Origin of the sequence: Tetragenococcus halophilus subsp. halophilus DSM 20339 (assembly GCF_003841405.1) — a bacterium.
In the GTDB taxonomy this organism is placed as follows: Bacteria; Bacillota; Bacilli; order Lactobacillales; family Enterococcaceae; genus Tetragenococcus; species Tetragenococcus halophilus.
In genome coordinates this window covers 952,978-971,012 of the sequence record NZ_PXYA01000001.1, presented here as the reverse complement: position 1 = coordinate 971,012, position 18,035 = coordinate 952,978, and the positions used below count along the sequence as shown (strand labels likewise).

The following is an 18,035-nucleotide window of genomic DNA, read 5'->3' as shown; positions in this document are numbered from 1 at the left end:
CTATGAATGCTGACCCCGGGAGTCAGTCGCTGATAGCCCAGCTGTTGCTATTACTTGTTTTAACAATAGTGAATGCTTTTTTAGCAGCATCAGAAATTGCTGTGGTTTCGATCAACAAAAGTCGGATCGAACAACAAGCCGAAGAAGGAGATAAAAAATCTCAGAAACTTTTACACACGCTAAAAGACCCAACGAATTTTTTATCGACCATTCAAGTTGGAATCACATTAGTTAATATTTTATCTGGTGCTTCTCTTGCTTCACAATTAGCACAACGTCTTTCGCCTTATTTAGGTGGAGGAGCTGCTGCAACAAGTATTGCACACATCATTATGGTTATGCTTTTAACCTATATTTCGATTGTGTTTGGTGAATTATATCCAAAACGTATCGCCATGAGTAAGACCGAAGAGGTAGCGAAATTTGCTTCTGGAATTATTCGTGTTATCGGAATTGTTGCAAAACCATTTGTATGGTTGCTATCAGCATCGACAAATCTACTCGCACGAATTACCCCAATGGAATTTGATGACGAGGACAGTAAAATGACGCGTGATGAGATGCGTTATATGATGGAAACAGAAGGTGTCTTTGAAGATGAAGAGTTATCCATGCTTCAAGGTGTTTTTTCGTTAGATACTAAAGTAGCACGGGAAGTGATGGTACCTCGTACGGATGCTTACATGGTTGATATTAATGACAATGTAGGTGAAATCATCGAAGATATCTTAAAGAAAAATTATTCCCGAATTCCAATTTTTGATGAAGAAAAAGATAAAGTTATTGGCATTTTGCACACAAAAAATTTATTGAAAGGAGCTTATAAACAAGGTTTTGCTAATATTGATTTACTTACTTTATTACAAGAACCTTTATTTGTTCCAGAGACGATTTTTATTGATGATCTATTATACGAAATGAAAAAGACACAGAGCCAAATGGCAGTTTTATTAGATGAATACGGCGGTGTCGTTGGTATCGTAACACTAGAAGACTTGCTAGAGGAAATTGTAGGCGAAATTGACGATGAGTCGGATGAAGTCGAAACGCTTTATAAAAAAGTTTCGGATTCTGAATATATTATTCAAGGCGGTATGCTGATTGAAGAATTTAATGAAGCCTTTGATACCAACCTTCATATGTCTGATGTGGATACCATGGCAGGTTATTTAATTACAGCTTTAGGAGAAATTCCTGAAGAAGGTGAAAAATTAACTTTTGAAGTGGATAACTTAACCTTGGTATCAGAACAAACTGTTGGCCCACGTATTTTAAAGATTCGCGTCATCTTTCATGACCCAACAAAAAAAGATGAAGTAGAACCTGAAGAAGACCGGCGCTTTTTCCATAAGGAATTTGCAGATGATGAACCAAGGAGATGAGAAAAGTAGGATCTTAATGGGTCCTGCTTTTTTATTATCTTTATTTAATAGGGGGCCTTTAGCTATTTTTATTTATTTTTGCTCAGCAAGATGATATACTGGTCAAGTTCATACATAAAAAATTATTGATAAGAAAGTTTGAAACGAAAGGAGAGACTGTAAGAATAGCAGTCTTGCAGTATAAGAAATGGATAAACAAGAATTAAAAAAAGAAGTCGATTCTAGACGCACCTTTGCAATTATTTCTCACCCGGACGCAGGTAAGACGACCATTACTGAGCAACTTTTGCTTTTTGGTGGTGCGATTCGTCAAGCAGGTACGGTTAAAGGGAAAAAAACAGGAAATTATGCTAAATCTGATTGGATGGATATTGAAAAACAACGTGGGATTTCAGTAACCAGTTCGGTAATGCAATTTGACTATGAAGGAAAACGGGTAAATATCTTAGATACGCCGGGACACGAAGACTTTTCTGAAGATACTTATCGTACATTGATGGCTGTTGATAGCGCAGTTATGGTAATCGATAGTGCCAAAGGAATCGAAGCACAGACAAAAAAACTTTTTAAAGTTGTAAAACAAAGAGGAATTCCGATCTTTACTTTTATTAATAAAATGGATCGCGACGGTCGTGAACCGCTGGAATTATTAGAAGAACTAGAAGATTTACTCGATATTGAATCTTATCCTATGAATTGGCCTATTGGTATGGGAAGAGGATTAGAAGGAATTTATGACATTCATAATCAACGCGTAGAATTATCTCATCCCCAAAATTATGATGGGCAACGTTTCCTTTCATTAGATGATAATGGAGATATCGCTACTGAACATCCATTAAAACAAAATAGTGTTTATCAACAAGCACTCGAAAATGTTGAATTGCTACAAGAAGCCGGCGATGATTTTGATTTAGAAAAAGTGGAGCGAGGAGATCAAACGCCTGTATTTTTCGGTTCTGCATTGACTAATTTTGGTGTGCAAACCTTTTTAGAGTCCTTTTTAGAATATGCGCCTAAACCTCATGCCCATAAAACTAAAGAAGAAGAAAAATTAGATCCTTATGAAGAAGATTTTTCCGGATTTGTATTTAAAATCCAGGCCAATATGAATCCTGCCCATCGTGACCGTATTGCCTTTTTACGTATTTGTTCAGGAACTTTTACTCGTGGAATGGATGTTACCTTAGAACGAACCGGCAAGAAAACAAAATTAAGCAATGTCACCCAATTTATGGCCGATGCGCGGGAAAATATTCAAGAAGCAGTAGCTGGAGATATCATAGGTATTTATGATACTGGTACTTATCAAGTGGGTGATACCCTTTATGAAGGAAAACTTAAAGTTGCTTATGAAGACTTACCCGTTTTTACCCCAGAATTATTTATGCAGGTGAACGCTAAAAATGTAATGAAACAAAAATCGTTTTATAAAGGCATACGTCAGTTAGTGCAAGAAGGGGCGATTCAAATGTATCAAACCTATATGACGGATGATTTTATTATCGGTGCTGTTGGGCAACTACAATTTGAAGTTTTCCAATATCGTATGAGAAATGAATATAATTCTGAAGTGATTATGAAGCCATTGGGCCATAAGATTGCTCGCTGGATCGATCCGAAAGACTTAGATGAAAAGATGCATTCCAGCCGCAATATTTTAGCCAAAGATCGTTTTGGGCAACCGTTGTTTCTATTTGAAAATGAATTTGCTATGCGTTGGTTTAAAGACAAGTATCCCGATGTTGAATTGAAGAGTTTATTATAAAATACAAAAACAGCTTAAAAAGCACAGTTTAGGGTAAGGACAGTGCTTTTTAAGCTGTTTTTTAATATAAAAACTAAGGAGCTTCACTTATTATTTTTGGAATAGAGATCTCAACAATAGCGTCATCGTCATTGTCAATTTCTGTGATATCTTCTTCATTATAGGAATCCGGAGAAAGTTTTTTCAAGAAGTGTTCCTTAATTTCGGTAATTTCTTCAGAACGGATGGCTCTTTTTTTGTTTACTAATAAAAGTTCATTATGTGTAGGAGCCTCAGTGTATACAATCGAAATATCTCCAGCAGTGTAGACTTTTACTAACACCGCATCTGTATGTTCTAATTGTTGCCTGACCAGTCTTGAATGACTATTTGTAACGTTTACTAGCTTCATATTGATTCACCTCACAATCTTTAAAGCTGATTCTTCCTTCGTATCTATTATATTTTTAATTAAAAAAAAGATAAAGTATAAGGTGTTAAAAAACTGGAAAAGTACAGTAAAAGTACTTTTCCAGTAAAACAGTGGACTTATATTTATTTATTTTCATCTTCTTGTTTATTTTCTACATAGGCACTTTCTGCTGCTTCAATCTTAATTTGTCCATTGTCGTCAAGAACTGCCTTAAGTTCTGAACTTCCTGGATTATCGAGGTAGTATTCAGCGATGCTATCTTCAATTTGTTCTTGAATTGTGCGACGTAGTGGACGTGCACCCATTGCTGGATCGTATCCTAATTCAACCAGTTTTTCTTTTACATCTTGAGAAACATCAATATGAATTTTTTGATAAGAAAGCATATTGTTGACATCATCAAGCATCAAAGAAACGATTTTCATCAAGTTTTCTTTGCTTAATTCCTTAAATTCTACAATACCGTCAAAACGGTTTAAGAATTCAGGGTTAAAGAAGTCTTTTAGATGACTCATTACTGAATTTGTTACACCTTCACGGGCAGGGCCGAAACCAACATTGGCTTCAACATTACCAGTACCAGCGTTACTTGTCATGATAATGAGTGTATCTTTAAAGCTTACGGTACGTCCTTGAGCATCAGTTAAGCGTCCATCTTCAAGTATTTGCAAGAACATATGCAATACATCAGGATGTGCTTTTTCCACTTCATCTAATAAGATCAAGCTGTATGGGTTACGACGAACTTTTTCGGTCAATTGACCTGCTTCTTCATAACCAACATAGCCTGGCGGTGAACCGATTAGCTTGGATATACTGTGTTTTTCCATATATTCAGACATATCAAAGCGAATCATCGAATCAATAGAACCGAATAGTTCATAAGACAACTGTCTAGCAAGTTCTGTCTTACCAACACCCGTAGGTCCTACAAATAAGAAAGAACCAATTGGACGATTTTGTTTTCCTAATCCTACTCGATTACGTCGAATAGCTTTAGAAACTTTATCGATTGCTTCGTTTTGACCAATAACTTGTTTTTTCAAGTCGTCACTTAAGCTACGTAATTGATTTTGTTCTTTTTCTTTTAATTCACCTACAGGAATACCTGTTTGTTGTTCGACAATTTGTTCCATTGTTTTTTCAGTGATTACAGGCATTTGTTCATCATTGACTTGTTTTTCTTTCATTTTTTCAAGTTTATTGATTTGGTCTCTGTAGTAAGCAGCTTTTTCGTAATCTTCTTCTTTAGAAGCTTGGCTTTTTTCTTGTTGCGCATCTTCTAATTTTTTATCGATCGTCTTTGGATCAACGTATTGAATGGTCAAGTTTTCTTTAGAACCTGATTCATCCAACAAGTCGATTGCCTTGTCAGGTAGGAAACGATCTTGAATGTAACGATTTGATAAATCAGCTGCTGCTTGAATCGCCTCGTCGGTATATTTTACATGATGATAATCTTCATAGCGTGGTTGTAAACCTTTTAAAATCGAAACTGTCTCTTCGATTGTTGGTTCATCTACGCGTACTGATTGCAAACGACGTTCTAAAGCAGCGTCTTTTTCAATGGTGCGGAACTCATTTAAAGTTGTTGCGCCTACCATTTGCAAATCGCCGCGGGCTAATGCTGGTTTTAAGATATTGCCAGCATCCATGCTACCGTCGCCAGCTGTACCAGCACCTACAATTTCATGGACTTCATCGATAAACAGGATGATATTTTCTGCTTCTCTGATTTCGCTGATCAACTGTTGCATTCTTTCTTCAAATTGACCACGGATACCAGTTCCTTGTACAAGTGAAGCTACATCAAGTCGTACCACTTGTTTGTCCATCAATTTTTGAGGTACATCGCCATCGACGATTTTTTGTGCCAAACCTTCAACGACAGCTGTTTTACCAACACCAGCTTCGCCAATTAAAACTGGATTATTTTTTGTACGACGATTTAAAATTTCGATGACACGTTTAATTTCATCATCACGTCCTACAACGGGGTCGATTTGGCCATCTTTGGCTTGTTGGGTGATATTAATGCCATATTCACCTAAAAGACCAGATAGACCGGAATTGTTTGAGGATTGACCACCATTTCCGTTATTTCCGCCACCAGCTTGTGTTGGAGGCGTTTGTGAGTAATAGGAATTACCACCTTGCATTTGCGACATTTGACGGAAGAAATCATCTAAATTCCCAAAGCCAAATGGATCTTGTTGCATACCTTGCATGCCCCCCATTGGGTTTTCTTGTTGATTTTTTAATTTTTGATAACAATTTTGACAAAAGTCGATTTGTCGTCTTTGTCCACCTACATTTGCATATAAATGAATGGTTGCTTCATTTTTTCCACAGTTTTGACAAAGCATCAAATCTCACAACCTTTCTTTATGTTCAAGTTCTTTTATCTTTATAAAAGGTAAAGAAAAAAGTCAAAAAACATTGACCAACTTTGACCTTTCAAATTCTATTATACAATCTTTACTATATTTTTCAAGGATTTGAACTGGAAAAGCGAAATTTTCTTAAAAAGCTTTACCTTCTTATATTAGGAAAAATTTTTACTGGAAAATTGAGTAATGTCGAATAAAATAACTATTAAAAAAGAAATATCTGATAAATGGTTCTTATAAAGCTTGCAGAAATTTTTCTTTTTATTATAATTTTTTTAGGAAGATAAAGGAGAGAAAAAATGACACAAGAAACATTTGTTGAACTATTACAACAATTAAAAGAGGGTAAGATTGATAAGTTAACAGTTGAACAGCCAGACTTTTTAGAATTTCGTAAAGCTTGGTTATCTTTTTGCGACCGTACGTCTTTTGTAGGTAAAGCAGGCTTACAAGGGACGATCAGTTATAGATACGAGCCAAGTGAAAAAGAAGCTTGAATTTTCACCTAATTCTTCGATTTGTGGTGGAAAACGGTTGTCTAAACAGCAAAAAAATGGTAATCTTATCAATTGAAAGGGTTATTCGCTACTTTTTTTTGTTTATATTTAATTTTAGAAAACCCTCACAAAATTTGATAACTCAAAGGAGATCGATCGATATGGAAAAGAAAGATTTTAATGTAACTGCTGAGACAGGAATTCACGCACGTCCAGCAACTTTATTAGTACAAACTGCAAGCAAATTCAACTCTGATATTAATTTAGAGTATAAAGGTAAATCAGTAAACTTGAAATCTATTATGGGCGTTATGTCCTTAGGCGTAGGCCAAGGTTCTGATGTTACGATTTCAGTAGATGGTGCTGATGAATCAGATGCAATGGCAGCAATTGTAGAAACAATGAAAAAGGAAGGATTGTCTGAATAATGTCTGATATGCTAAAGGGAATCGCGGCAAGCGATGGAGTAGCTGTTGCAAAAGCCTACCTGTTAGTGGAACCAGATTTAACTTTTTCAAAAAAGAATGTCGATGATACTGAACATGAAAAAACACGCCTTGACGAGGCATTAAAAACTTCCGAAAAAGAATTGCAAAAAATTCGCGATAATGCTGCTGAAACTTTAGGTGAGTCAGAAGCACAAGTTTTTGATGCGCATTTAATGGTTGTTGATGACCCAGAAATGACGGGTCAAATCAAACAAAACATTTCAGATAACAGCGTAAACGCTGAACAAGCATTAAAAGATGTTACTGATATGTATATCGGTATGTTTGAAGCAATGGAAGATAATTCCTACATGCAAGAACGTGCAGCTGATGTTCGTGATGTATCAAAACGTATATTGGCTCATTTACTAGGTGTAACTTTACCTGATCCTTCAATGATTAACGAAGAAGTTGTCGTTGTTGCTCATGACTTGGCGCCTAGTGACACTGCACAGTTAGACCGTAAATATGTTAAAGCTTTTGTTACAGATGTCGGAGGACGTACGTCGCACTCCGCAATTATGGCTCGTTCTTTGGAAATCCCAGCAATTGTTGGGTCAAAACAAATTACTGATATAGCTCATGAAGGCGATATTATCGCTGTAAATGGTATTGAAGGAACGGCTGTTGTTAATCCTACAGAGGAGCAAAAATCAGAGTACAAAGAAGCAGGTCAAAAATTTGCTGAACAAAAGAAAGAATGGGAAAAGCTTAAAGATGCCAAAACCGTTACTGATGACGGCAAACATTTTGACTTAGCAGCAAATATCGGTACGCCAAAAGATTTAAGTGGTGTTCATAGCAATGGTGCTGAAGCTGTTGGTTTGTATCGTACTGAATTTTTATATATGGATTCTTCTGATTTTCCTACAGAAGAAGATCAATTTAACGCTTATAAGAAAGTGTTAGAAGGTATGGACGGCAAGCCTGTTGTCGTACGTACAATGGATATTGGCGGTGATAAGGAGCTTCCTTACCTAGATCTTCCTGATGAAATGAATCCATTCTTAGGTTATCGTGCATTGCGTATTAATCTTTCACAACTAGGTGAAGGAATGTTCCGTACGCAATTACGTGCTTTATTGCGTGCTTCAATATATGGTGAGTTGCGAATCATGTTCCCAATGGTAGCAACCTTGCAAGAATTCCGTTCTGCTAAGAAAATATATAATGAAGAACGTGAAAAGTTAATTAACGAAGGCTATGGTGTTTCTGACTCAGTTCAAGTAGGTATTATGATTGAAATTCCTGCTGCTGCAGTTTTAGCTGATCGTTTTGCTAAAGAAGTTGACTTCTTCAGTATTGGAACAAATGATTTGATTCAATACACAATGGCAGCCGATCGCATGAATGAACAAGTTTCTTATCTTTATCAACCATATAATCCTGCCATCCTACGTTTAGTTAAAAACGTAGTTGATTCAGCGCACAAAGAAGGCAAATGGGCTGGTATGTGTGGAGAAATGGCTGGAGATCAAACTGCGGTTCCATTATTAATGGGAATTGGTTTAGATGAGTTTTCAATGAGTTCATCTTCCATTTTGAAAACACGTAGCTTAATGAAGAAATTAGATACGACAAAAATGCAAGAACTTGCTGATCGTGCATTAAACGATTGTGATACAGCAGATGAAGTAATAGCGTTGGTTAATGAATACGCTGGTTAATTTCTTCGATTGAAAAGGACCAAGACATTTGATTGTCTTGGTCTTTTTTCTGTGAATCACTACGATTCAACAACCAAGAGGGGCGTTGAGCCAGTACTAGGGAGCGAAGCGAACGTAGTGTTCTTTATTTCCCGCTTTTCAATTAAGATGGGTGAAAACAGCAAGAGATGGATAAAGAAACAGACAAAACATTATCCAAGAATGCAAAGATGAATAAAGAAGAGTCAAAAACATTATCCGAAAATAGCAAGATGAACAAAGAAATAAAGCAAACATTATCCAAAAAGTATTCTCAAACCGATCTTTATAAAAAAACCGAGAAGTTTATCTCGGTTTGGGTGTTACTTATTCCTCTGCTAAGATGAGCTTTTTTTAAATTAGGAAATCTTGATAGAGACGTAAAATATTTTTGTTAAAAATTTGATCTACTTGTTCGCTAGAAAAGTCTGATTTTCTTAATGCATCATAAATTGTGGGTAAAATTGTTCCATCTGGTAAATCTTGATGAACAGTAATACCATCAAAATCAGAACCTAAAGCAACCGCTTCAATGCCGCCTACATTATAAAGATGTCGGGCATGACGACAAATGGCATTGATTAAAGAGCCTTTTTCCTTAGCATCTTGTAAAAAGCGATCGGAGAAGTTGATACCAATTACGCCACCACGTTCGGCTATTTTTTTAATAAGATCATCTGATAAGTTACGATAGTGGGAATGAACTTTGCGTGCATTAGAATGGCTAGCAACAAAAGGCCGATCAGTATATTGTAATACATCGTTAACCAATGCATCTGAACCGTGGGAAACGTCAATGATCATTCCAAGTTCATTCATCCGTTGAACGATTTCAATGCCTTTATGGGTTAACCCTCTTTGTGTTTTTTCCGTGAGCTGTTCATTACCATCAGCAAAAACGGCGTTAGGATATCCAATCTCATTTGGGTAATTCCAAGTTAAGGTCATCATACGCACACCCAAGTTGTAAAACTCTTCTAGTTTTTCAACACTACCTTCAATAGGCGCGCCTTCTTCCATAGTTAAAAGAGCGCTCATTCGTTCGTTTAAGCCGTTGTCTAAAATTTGCTCGTAACGAGTAACAGGACGAATTTCTTCTGCATTTTCGTCCATTTCATTATAGAAACAATCAATCATTGCCTTAGCTTCTTCATAAGGTGAATCAACAGCTTCTTTATCAAGAAAAATGGCGAAGTTTTGTAATAAATAATCACCTTGTTGCATTTTTGGAATATCTAATTGAAAATTATTTTTCTTTAAATGTCCTGGTTCATTTATTGGTGACTGATAAATTTTCATAATCGTATCACAGTGCATATCTACAACATTCATAAGCTAACCTCCATTTTTAAGCTTGTGTGCTACTCTAAAGATATCATTTTTTGTAAAAAGAAACTAGTAAAATAAAAGCGGTTTTTAGAAAGTTTATCTCATAACCACTTTAAATAATCCTTTGCAAATATAAAATAGCGTAGCGTTATTTATGCTAAATATTTAATCCAGCTTAATTTAAGCCCTTAGTTGGAGTTAAGAATAACGTAAAATATGATATACTATAATTGAAAAAAGAAAGGGGAATGAATCCTTGAAAGTGCTGCTTTATTTTGAAGGACAAAAAATGCTGGAAAAATCAGGGATTGGACGTGCATTCGAACATCAAAAAAAGGCATTAGAAAGTGCTGGAATTGATTATACGACTGATGCTAGAAGTAAGGATTATGATATCTTACACATCAATACCTACGGAATAAATAGCCGAAAAATGATAAAGCAAGCTAAAAAACAAGGAAAAAAAGTTATTTATCATGCGCATTCCAATGCGGAAGATTTTAAGAATTCATTCCTTGGAGCAAATACAATTACGCCATTATATAAAAAATATGTGGTCAGTCTATACTCCTTAGGGGATCATTTAATTACACCAACACCTTATGCTAAAAGGGTTTTACAAACATATGGTATTCAAAAACCTATTGATGCAGTATCTAATGGTATTAACCTGGAGCAATTTCAACCAGATGAAAAAAAAGAGGAAGCATTTCGTGAGTATTTTAAACTAGCAGCTGAGCAAAAAGTGATTATTTCTGTCGGACTTTATTTTCGTCGCAAGGGAATTATTGATTTTGTTGAAGTGGCCAGACGCTTTCCGCAATATAAGTTTATCTGGTTTGGGCATATCTCCTTATATTCAATTCCCAAAGATATTCGTCGTATTGTACAATACGATCATCCCGATAATGTAATCTTTCCTGGTTATATCAAAGGTGATATCATTGAAGGAGCTTATTCTAATGCCGATTTGTTTTTCTTCCCTTCTTATGAGGAAACAGAGGGAATTGTAGTATTAGAAGCTTTGGCAAGTTTACAAAACGTACTTGTTCGTGACATTCCTGTATATGACGGCTGGTTAAAAGATAGGAAAAACTGTTATATGGGAAATAACAATACAGAGTTCAGCCAATTACTAGAAGGTATTGTTGAAAAAAAGTTGCCTGATCTTTCTAAAAATGGTTGGCAAACAGCACAAGCAAAAAGTATCCCGCACATCGGAAAAAAATTACAAAATATATATGAAACGGTACTTTCTTAAAAAAAGATAGATTCGTAGTTTGGAGGGAATTTTGTGAAAATCGGGTTTTTCACAGATACTTACTTTCCTCAAGTAAGTGGAGTTGCTACATCAATCAAAACATTAAAAGATGAATTAATTAGGCGCGGGCATGAGGTTATTATTTTTACTACTACCGACCCTAATGCACCAGAATATGAAGAGGGAATTGTTCGCATGCCAAGTGTTCCTTTTATATCCTTTAAGGACCGCCGCGTTGTCGTACGTGGCATGTGGGATGCGTACATGATCGCTAGAAATTTTGAATTGGACTTAATTCATACACATACTGAATTCGGAGCCGGCTTTTTGGGAAAAGTAGTGGGAAAAAAACTGCATATCCCAGTGATTCACACTTATCATACGATGTATGAGGATTATCTACATTATATTGCCCGCGGAAAAGTGGTACGTCCAGCGCATGTAAAAGTTTTTTCGCGTGTTTTTGCCAATCATACATCCGGGGTCGTTTGTCCTAGTGAACGAGTGATTACTACTTTAAAAAAATATGGAGTAGTCTCGCCGATGTGTGTAATTCCAACAGGTATTCAAACGAAAAAATTTGAAGTGGGAGAAGATACAGCTGCTAAAAGTAAACAGTTACGTGCTCTTTTAGGAATACATGAAGATGAGATATTCTTACTTTCTTTAAGTCGAGTTTCTTATGAAAAAAATATACAAGCTTTGATAGAAAGGTTACCTGAGGTTTTACAAGTAAAACCTAACGTGCGCTTAGTCATCGTAGGAAAAGGGCCTTATGAAGAAGCATTAAAACAATTGGCTTATGATAAAAAAGTAAGAAATAAAGTCATATTTGTCGGAGAAGTTCCTAATGATCAAGTGGCTTTATATTATCAATCTGCTGACTATTTTGTTTGTACTTCTACTTCAGAAAGCCAGGGGTTAACTTATTTAGAAGCTATGGCTTCAGGTACACAACTTGTGGTTGAAGGCAATGAATATTTGGATCATTTAATAGATGATCCTTCGCTTGGGGTTACATTTCCAACAGATGACGATTTTGTACCCGCACTACTTTCTTATATGGCAGAAAACCCTCCCAAGAATCAAGCGATTTTAGATAAGAAAAAATATGAAATTTCGGTAGAAAACTTTGGAGAATCCATGCTAGCTTTTTATAATGAAACGATTGCTTATTATAAAAAAATACAAGCAACAGAAAAACAACGAAGCACTTTTGACGAAGATAGCAAAACAAAAAAGCATAGACGCCTATTTAAAGGAATCTTTCACTAAGTGTAAAATTTATTGAGATTTTCTAGTGGACAAATAAATAGTGAATAACGGATAAAAGTTCGACAATCTATTGTCTGAAAATGAAATCACGGATAATAATTTAGAAAACCCTTATCTGAGAATCCAAACATGAAGAGCGGAATGAAAAAGTTTTATCCGAAAAACAGAAATATAACCTTTATTTTTACTAAACCGGGAGCTCTTAATGTTTGATTCTCTATCTTTGCCCATAGCCTTAAATTGCTTAGCGTTTTCCCTTGAAGACTTTATAATCTTTCATTAATCATTTCATAAATCTGTATTTTCACGTATACTGAAAGTACAGACTTTTTTATTTAGGAGGTAATAAAATGAAGATTGGTTTTATTGGAACAGGTGTCATGGGACATGCAATTGTTGGACATTTAATGGATGCAGGACATGAGTTGTTTGTTTATAATCGGACGAAAAGTAAAACAGACGATTTAGTAGCAAATGGCGCAATTTGGAAAGATACGCCTAAAGAAATTACCGATGCAAGTGAAATCGTATTTACTATGGTGGGCTATCCACAAGATGTAGAAGAAGTCTACTATGGAGATGCAACAGGTATTTTTGCTAGCGATGTAAATGGAAAAATTTTAGTCGATTTAACGACCAGTGCGCCATCTTTAGCCGAAAAGATTAGTCAAACTGCAAGTGATAATGGTGCTGATAGTTTAGATGCTCCAGTTTCTGGTGGAGATTTAGGTGCAAAAAATGGCACATTAACCATTATGGTAGGCGGTGAAGAAGCTGTTTACGAAAAAGTGTTGCCACTTTTTGAAAAAATGGGAGAAAGTTATACCCTACACGGAGCAGCGGGTAAAGGACAACATACAAAAATGGCCAATCAAATTATGATCGCTGGAACAATGACGGGGATGACTGAAATGTTAGTTTATGCCGATAAGACTGGGCTGTCTTTACAAAAAGTGATGGATACACTAGCAGGCGGTGCTGCTGCGAACTGGTCTATGTCTAATTATGGTCCGCGGATCTTAAAAGAAGACTATTCCCCAGGCTTTTTTGTAAAACATTTTATTAAAGACTTGAAAATTGCTTTAGATGAAGCACAAAAATTGTCTCTGGAACTGCCTAACACACAATTAGCTACACAATTTTACGAAAAACTAGCTGATCAAGGAAATGAAAATGATGGTACGCAAGCTTTAATTAAACTTTGGTGGACAGACCAAACAAATTCTTAAAAAGCGAAAAAAATTGAAAAAAACATCCACAAGTCTTCTTCTTTTTGTTAGAATAAAACAGAAATGTGAATAATAGAGGAGGCACTTAGGATGCAAAATTCCCAATTAGTTGCTATCATTAAACGACTTGAAGCAATGATCGAAGCGCAAGATAGTGAAGTACAAGTACGTCGCTTTGAAAAAGAAGGCGTTGAAAAGTGTATAGTAACCTATGATAACGCCACTGAAACATTTGAGTTAACTGAAGCCCAAACAAATCAAGCTTACCAATTTGATAATATTGATATTGTAGCCATGGAAATTTACGATTTAATTCAATAAAAAAATTCGAGAAACAGTTATTTTAACTTGTTTCTCGTTTTTTTGTTGAGAGGGCTTCACATTATGGAAAATCTATTGTAAAATTTAAAAGGACTATAAACACTATATATTGCAAAATAAGATGCAAAAAATACTATATATTGTATATTTTGCATAAATTAAGGAAGGCGATCGAAATCGTGATAGTAATGGCAGGAATGATTGGTGCAGGAAAAACAACTTATACAACTAAAATAGCAGCTGAACTACAGACAGAACCTTTTTATGAAGCTGTGGACGAAAACCCTATTTTAAATAAATACTATGAGGATCCAGGAAAATACGGATTTGCTTTGCAGATATATTTTTTAAATAAACGTTTCAAAAGTATTAAAGAAGCTTTTTTTGATCAAAACAATGTTTTAGACCGTTCGATTTATGAGGATGCATTGTTTACCAAAATTAATGTAGAAAACGGTAATATCAGTGAGGAAGAATATCAACTTTATTTAGAACTATTAAATAATATGATGGAAGAACTATCAACATTACCTAAAAAAGCACCTGATTTAATGATTTATTTAGACGCTAGTTTTGATCATATATTATCCAATATACAAAAACGAGGCAGATCATTTGAACAACCAACAAAAGAAAATGGTTTGTTAGATTATTATAGACAATTACATACAGCTTACGGTGATTGGTTTGAACAGTATAACTATGGTCCCAAGTTAAAAATTGATGCAGATCGTTATGATGTGACCCAAAGAGCAGATTGGCAAGATGTATTTGCACAAATTCAGACAAAACTTAATGGAAAGGAAGTTATGGTTGGCTAAAGATAGACAAAGCAAGGCGCTTACCAAAATTTATTTAGGAACTCCTTATTTTAATGAAGAACAAAAACAAAGGGTCGAAAAAGCAAAAGACGCTTTAGAAGACAATGATACTGTAGCGGTGGTTCATTTTCCTTTTGACTTTCAATATCAAGAGGCTACTTTTGACGATCCAAAAGAAGTATTTGGTACACTTATTTGGCAAAACGCTACTTACCAAAATGATTTGTCTGCTATGAGCACCGCTGATTGTGGTGTGTTTTTATATGATTTAGATCAAATTGACGATGGTTCCGCCTTTGAAATGGGATTTATGCGAGCACTACACAAACCTGTTTTAGTACTACCTTTTAGTAAAAATTTGGATCAAAAACAATTAAACTTAATGATTGCCCAAGGCACGACAAGTTTTATTGAATCATTTGAGCAACTCAGCAGCTATGATTTTAATCATTTTCCAAGCGAACCCCAAACACCTATTGATGTTTTTTAGCTAAAAATATAGTAACGCTCGATTAAAGCAACCAGTTTATAAAAAAGCTGGTTGTTTTTTTATCAGGGAGTAAATCAATCATACGTTCCCCATGTTTTGAATATGAGGGATTATTATTCAAGTTTAACCCCTATCTTTTCAATCTCAGGGGTCAAATCGCTAAGAAGACTCCCCATGTTTATCTATTTTCTTTGAATTTTCTACAATTTTCTTAAAAGATAGGGACTCTTTTTATAATACATTCCCCATGTTTTGAATATGAGGGATTATTATTCAAGTTTAACCCCTATCTTTTCAATCTTAGGGGTTAAATCGCTAAGAAGACTCCCCATGTTTATCTACTTTCTTTGAATTTTCTACAATTTTCTTAAAAGATAGGGACTCTTTTTATAAGACGCTCCCCATGTTTTGAATCTCAGGGAGTGTAAACCAACTTTACTCTCTGTTTTTTATCCTGCTATGATTGATCAATAGTAAAGAAAATTAATAAAAATTAAAAGGGAGACTTAAAGCTATTTACACCACAGCTGATTATGTTAAAATTATTTGAAAATCAAAGTAAATTCGATTGTTTGATTTGTTATTTGAAAAGTAAATGAGTGAAAAAATGAAAAAATAAACTTGCATTTTTTCAGAGTTTCATTTATAGTTTGATTATCAAATCGTTTGATAATCAAACTATTCGGATGGTGTTAGTTAATGGAGCCCAATTTTGGACGGATCAATACATTATTAGTTGAGGCTTTTAATGATATTTTAGTGATCGAAGAATCAGAATTAAAAAAATCGCAGTTTAAAGATTTGTCGATTACTGAGATGCATACAATTGAAGCAATTGGTATGTATAAAAAAAAGACCACTTCTGAAGTGGCCAAAGAACTTTCGATCACTGTTGGGACATTGACGATCGCGATCAATCGATTGGTTAAAAAAGACTATGTTGAACGTCTTCGTAGCGAAGATGATCGACGAGTTGTCAAATTAGGTTTGACCAAAAAGGGGAGATTAATCTTCCGTGTCCACCAACGCTTCCATATGGAAATGGTAAAAAGCATTTTACAGGGCATGGATAACGAAGAATCTGTAGCCTTACAAAAGGCCTTAGAGAATCTTCACAGTTTCCTACAAGATTATAAGTGAGTGTAATGCAATGAATAATTTTGGACAAATCACACAAACTGCCAGCTTCGTTCCTGACAAAGCTGTGACCAACGATCAGCTTGCACAGATCATGGACACTAGTGATGAATGGATTCAATCTCGCACAGGGATTAAAGAACGTCGCATTACAACAACGGAAAATACGTCAGACCTTTGTATTAAAGTAGCAGAAAAATTGTTGGAAAAAAGCCAGTATTCTGCTGAAGAGTTAGACTTTATCATTGTTGCTACGATGTCTCCTGATTACTATAGTCCTTCAGTAGCTTGTTTAGTACAAGGTACAATTGGAGCAAATCATGCAATGTGCTTTGATTTAAGTGCTGCTTGTTCGGGTTTTGTTTATGCATTATCAGTGGCGGATAAGTTAGTACGCACGGGTGCAAAAAAAGGATTGGTCATCGGCGGCGAAGTTATCTCCAAAACCTTAGATTGGACAGACCGTTCGACGGCAGTGTTGTTTGGTGATGGTGCAGGCGGTGTTTTATTAGAAGCTTCAGAAACAGAGCATATTACGGCTGAAAACTTACAAGCAGATGGGAAGCGAGCGATGTCGTTAACATCTGGTTTTACTGCTGTAAATAGCCCTTATTCCGAAAATGAAACAAGTCAAAGTTCATACTTGTCTATGGAAGGGCGAGAAATTTTTGATTTTGCAGTTAGAGATGTCGTAGAGCAAATCAAAAAAGTGATGAACCAACAAAATAGAGAAATCGATTATTTCTTGCTTCATCAAGCAAATGCGCGAATTTTAGATAAGATCGCGAAAAAGGTCAATGTTTCTAGAGACAAATTTTTACAAAATATGGATAGATATGGTAATACTTCAGCGGCTTCTATTCCGATTTTATTGGATGAAGCGGTCGCTAGTAAAAAGATTGTCCTTGGAAACCAACAAAATGTGATACTTTCAGGTTTTGGTGGCGGATTAACTTGGGCAACCCTATCGGTCATTTTATAAATCTGTAGTGATAATAATAATAGAAAAAATATTGGAGGAATATATTTATGGTATTCGAAAAAATTCAAGAAATCGTAGCAGAAGAACTAGACAAGGAAAAAGACGACATTCAGTTGTCAACAAATATCCAAGAAGACTTGGAAGCAGATAGTTTAGATCTATTCCAAATCATTAACGAAATCGAAGATGAATTTGATGTAAAAATCGAAACAGATGAAAATATTAAAACTGTTGACGATTTAGTAAAATATGTAGAAAAACAACAAGCTTAATTTTCAAGTCTGGGCCAAAAGCCTAGCCTTTGCTTTTTGCTGTAAATCACTACGATTTAGCGACCAAAGGGAGCTAAAAGTAGATGATGAACAGTACTAGGGCGGGCGAAAGCGAGGCGTAGTGACCTTTACTTTCGAATCACTACGATTCAGCGACCAAAGGGAGCTGAGAGTAGCTGATGAACAGTACTAGGGCGAGCGGAAGCGAGGCGTAGTGTCTTTTACTTTCGAATTTTTTGCAGATAATGGCGTTACATACTTTTTTCAATTGTTATGTAGTTATTTGAAATCCATAA

General features: G+C 35.4%; 18 protein-coding genes. 15 read left to right on the top strand and 3 right to left on the bottom strand.

Going from position 1 to position 18,035, the window contains the following annotated elements; translation table 11 throughout:
• Positions 1-2 precede the first annotated feature (2 nt).
• Positions 3-1,382, top strand: a complete 1,380-nt coding sequence (locus C7K42_RS04615) for a hemolysin family protein (RefSeq protein ID WP_103083447.1) — start codon at positions 3-5, stop codon at positions 1,380-1,382.
• A gap of 187 nt (positions 1,383-1,569) precedes the next feature.
• On the top strand, positions 1,570-3,150 hold the full coding sequence (locus C7K42_RS04610) for a peptide chain release factor 3 (protein ID WP_103083448.1): 1,581 nt from the start codon (positions 1,570-1,572) through the stop codon (positions 3,148-3,150).
• 73 nt (positions 3,151-3,223) lie between these two features.
• Here C7K42_RS04610 and C7K42_RS04605 read toward each other — a convergent pair whose 3' ends face one another.
• Positions 3,224-3,541, bottom strand: coding sequence for a DUF1827 family protein (locus C7K42_RS04605; protein WP_061841338.1), 318 nt, complete (start codon positions 3,539-3,541; stop codon positions 3,224-3,226).
• A 143-nt stretch (positions 3,542-3,684) separates the two neighbouring features.
• Positions 3,685-5,928, bottom strand: a complete 2,244-nt coding sequence (locus C7K42_RS04600; RefSeq protein WP_094243355.1) for an ATP-dependent Clp protease ATP-binding subunit — start codon at positions 5,926-5,928, stop codon at positions 3,685-3,687.
• A gap of 323 nt (positions 5,929-6,251) precedes the next feature.
• On the opposite strand from C7K42_RS04600, the gene C7K42_RS04595 reads away from it, so the two are divergent.
• The 4 genes from C7K42_RS04595 to C7K42_RS04580 all read left to right on the top strand — a co-directional run bounded on the left by C7K42_RS04595 (position 6,252) and on the right by C7K42_RS04580 (position 8,969).
• Complete coding sequence (locus tag C7K42_RS04595) at positions 6,252-6,449, top strand: hypothetical protein (RefSeq protein WP_014125319.1); 198 nt, start codon at positions 6,252-6,254, stop codon at positions 6,447-6,449.
• Between the two features lie 161 nt (positions 6,450-6,610).
• Positions 6,611-6,877, top strand: coding sequence for a phosphocarrier protein HPr (locus C7K42_RS04590; RefSeq protein ID WP_014125318.1), 267 nt, complete (start codon positions 6,611-6,613; stop codon positions 6,875-6,877).
• Positions 6,877-8,604, top strand: a complete 1,728-nt coding sequence (gene ptsP / locus C7K42_RS04585; protein ID WP_103099552.1) for a phosphoenolpyruvate--protein phosphotransferase — start codon at positions 6,877-6,879, stop codon at positions 8,602-8,604. Before C7K42_RS04590 ends, ptsP begins: the two co-directional genes overlap by 1 nt.
• Before the next feature lie 167 nt (positions 8,605-8,771).
• Entirely contained in the window at positions 8,772-8,969 is a 198-nt protein-coding gene (locus tag C7K42_RS04580; RefSeq protein WP_014125316.1) for a hypothetical protein, read from the top strand.
• Positions 8,970-8,976: 7 nt separating this feature from the next.
• Here C7K42_RS04580 and C7K42_RS04575 read toward each other — a convergent pair whose 3' ends face one another.
• Positions 8,977-9,954 (bottom strand): dipeptidase, encoded by a 978-nt coding sequence (locus C7K42_RS04575; protein WP_061840952.1) that lies wholly within the window; start codon positions 9,952-9,954, stop codon positions 8,977-8,979.
• A gap of 253 nt (positions 9,955-10,207) precedes the next feature.
• On the opposite strand from C7K42_RS04575, the gene C7K42_RS04570 reads away from it, so the two are divergent.
• The 9 genes from C7K42_RS04570 (at position 10,208) to C7K42_RS04530 (ending at position 17,739) form a co-directional block, all read left to right on the top strand.
• Complete coding sequence (locus C7K42_RS04570) at positions 10,208-11,212, top strand: LTA glycolipid anchor biosynthesis glycosyltransferase, IagA/BgsA family (RefSeq protein ID WP_103099551.1); 1,005 nt, start codon at positions 10,208-10,210, stop codon at positions 11,210-11,212.
• Between the two features lie 33 nt (positions 11,213-11,245).
• Positions 11,246-12,487 carry a glycosyltransferase family 4 protein gene (locus tag C7K42_RS04565; protein ID WP_014125313.1) on the top strand — a complete coding sequence of 414 codons (1,242 nt, stop codon included), beginning with the start codon at positions 11,246-11,248 and terminating at the stop codon, positions 12,485-12,487.
• A gap of 350 nt (positions 12,488-12,837) precedes the next feature.
• Complete coding sequence (locus C7K42_RS04560) at positions 12,838-13,716, top strand: NAD(P)-dependent oxidoreductase (protein ID WP_014125312.1); 879 nt, start codon at positions 12,838-12,840, stop codon at positions 13,714-13,716.
• A 90-nt stretch (positions 13,717-13,806) separates the two neighbouring features.
• Positions 13,807-14,037 carry a YkuJ family protein gene (locus C7K42_RS04555; RefSeq protein ID WP_069029101.1) on the top strand — a complete coding sequence of 77 codons (231 nt, stop codon included), beginning with the start codon at positions 13,807-13,809 and terminating at the stop codon, positions 14,035-14,037.
• A 179-nt stretch (positions 14,038-14,216) separates the two neighbouring features.
• A complete protein-coding gene (locus C7K42_RS04550; RefSeq protein ID WP_014125310.1) occupies positions 14,217-14,858 on the top strand; it encodes a deoxynucleoside kinase in 642 nt (213 codons plus the stop codon).
• Positions 14,851-15,348 carry a nucleoside 2-deoxyribosyltransferase gene (locus C7K42_RS04545; RefSeq protein ID WP_014125305.1) on the top strand — a complete coding sequence of 166 codons (498 nt, stop codon included), beginning with the start codon at positions 14,851-14,853 and terminating at the stop codon, positions 15,346-15,348. The genes C7K42_RS04550 and C7K42_RS04545 overlap by 8 nt, the downstream gene beginning before the upstream one ends.
• A 699-nt stretch (positions 15,349-16,047) precedes the next feature.
• Entirely contained in the window at positions 16,048-16,488 is a 441-nt protein-coding gene (gene fabT, locus C7K42_RS04540) for a fatty acid biosynthesis transcriptional regulator FabT (RefSeq protein ID WP_014125304.1), read from the top strand.
• A 10-nt stretch (positions 16,489-16,498) separates the two neighbouring features.
• Complete coding sequence (locus tag C7K42_RS04535) at positions 16,499-17,467, top strand: beta-ketoacyl-ACP synthase III (RefSeq protein ID WP_061840949.1); 969 nt, start codon at positions 16,499-16,501, stop codon at positions 17,465-17,467.
• Positions 17,468-17,514: 47 nt separating this feature from the next.
• Positions 17,515-17,739, top strand: a complete 225-nt coding sequence (locus C7K42_RS04530; RefSeq protein WP_014125302.1) for an acyl carrier protein — start codon at positions 17,515-17,517, stop codon at positions 17,737-17,739.
• Positions 17,740-18,035: the final 296 nt, after the last annotated feature.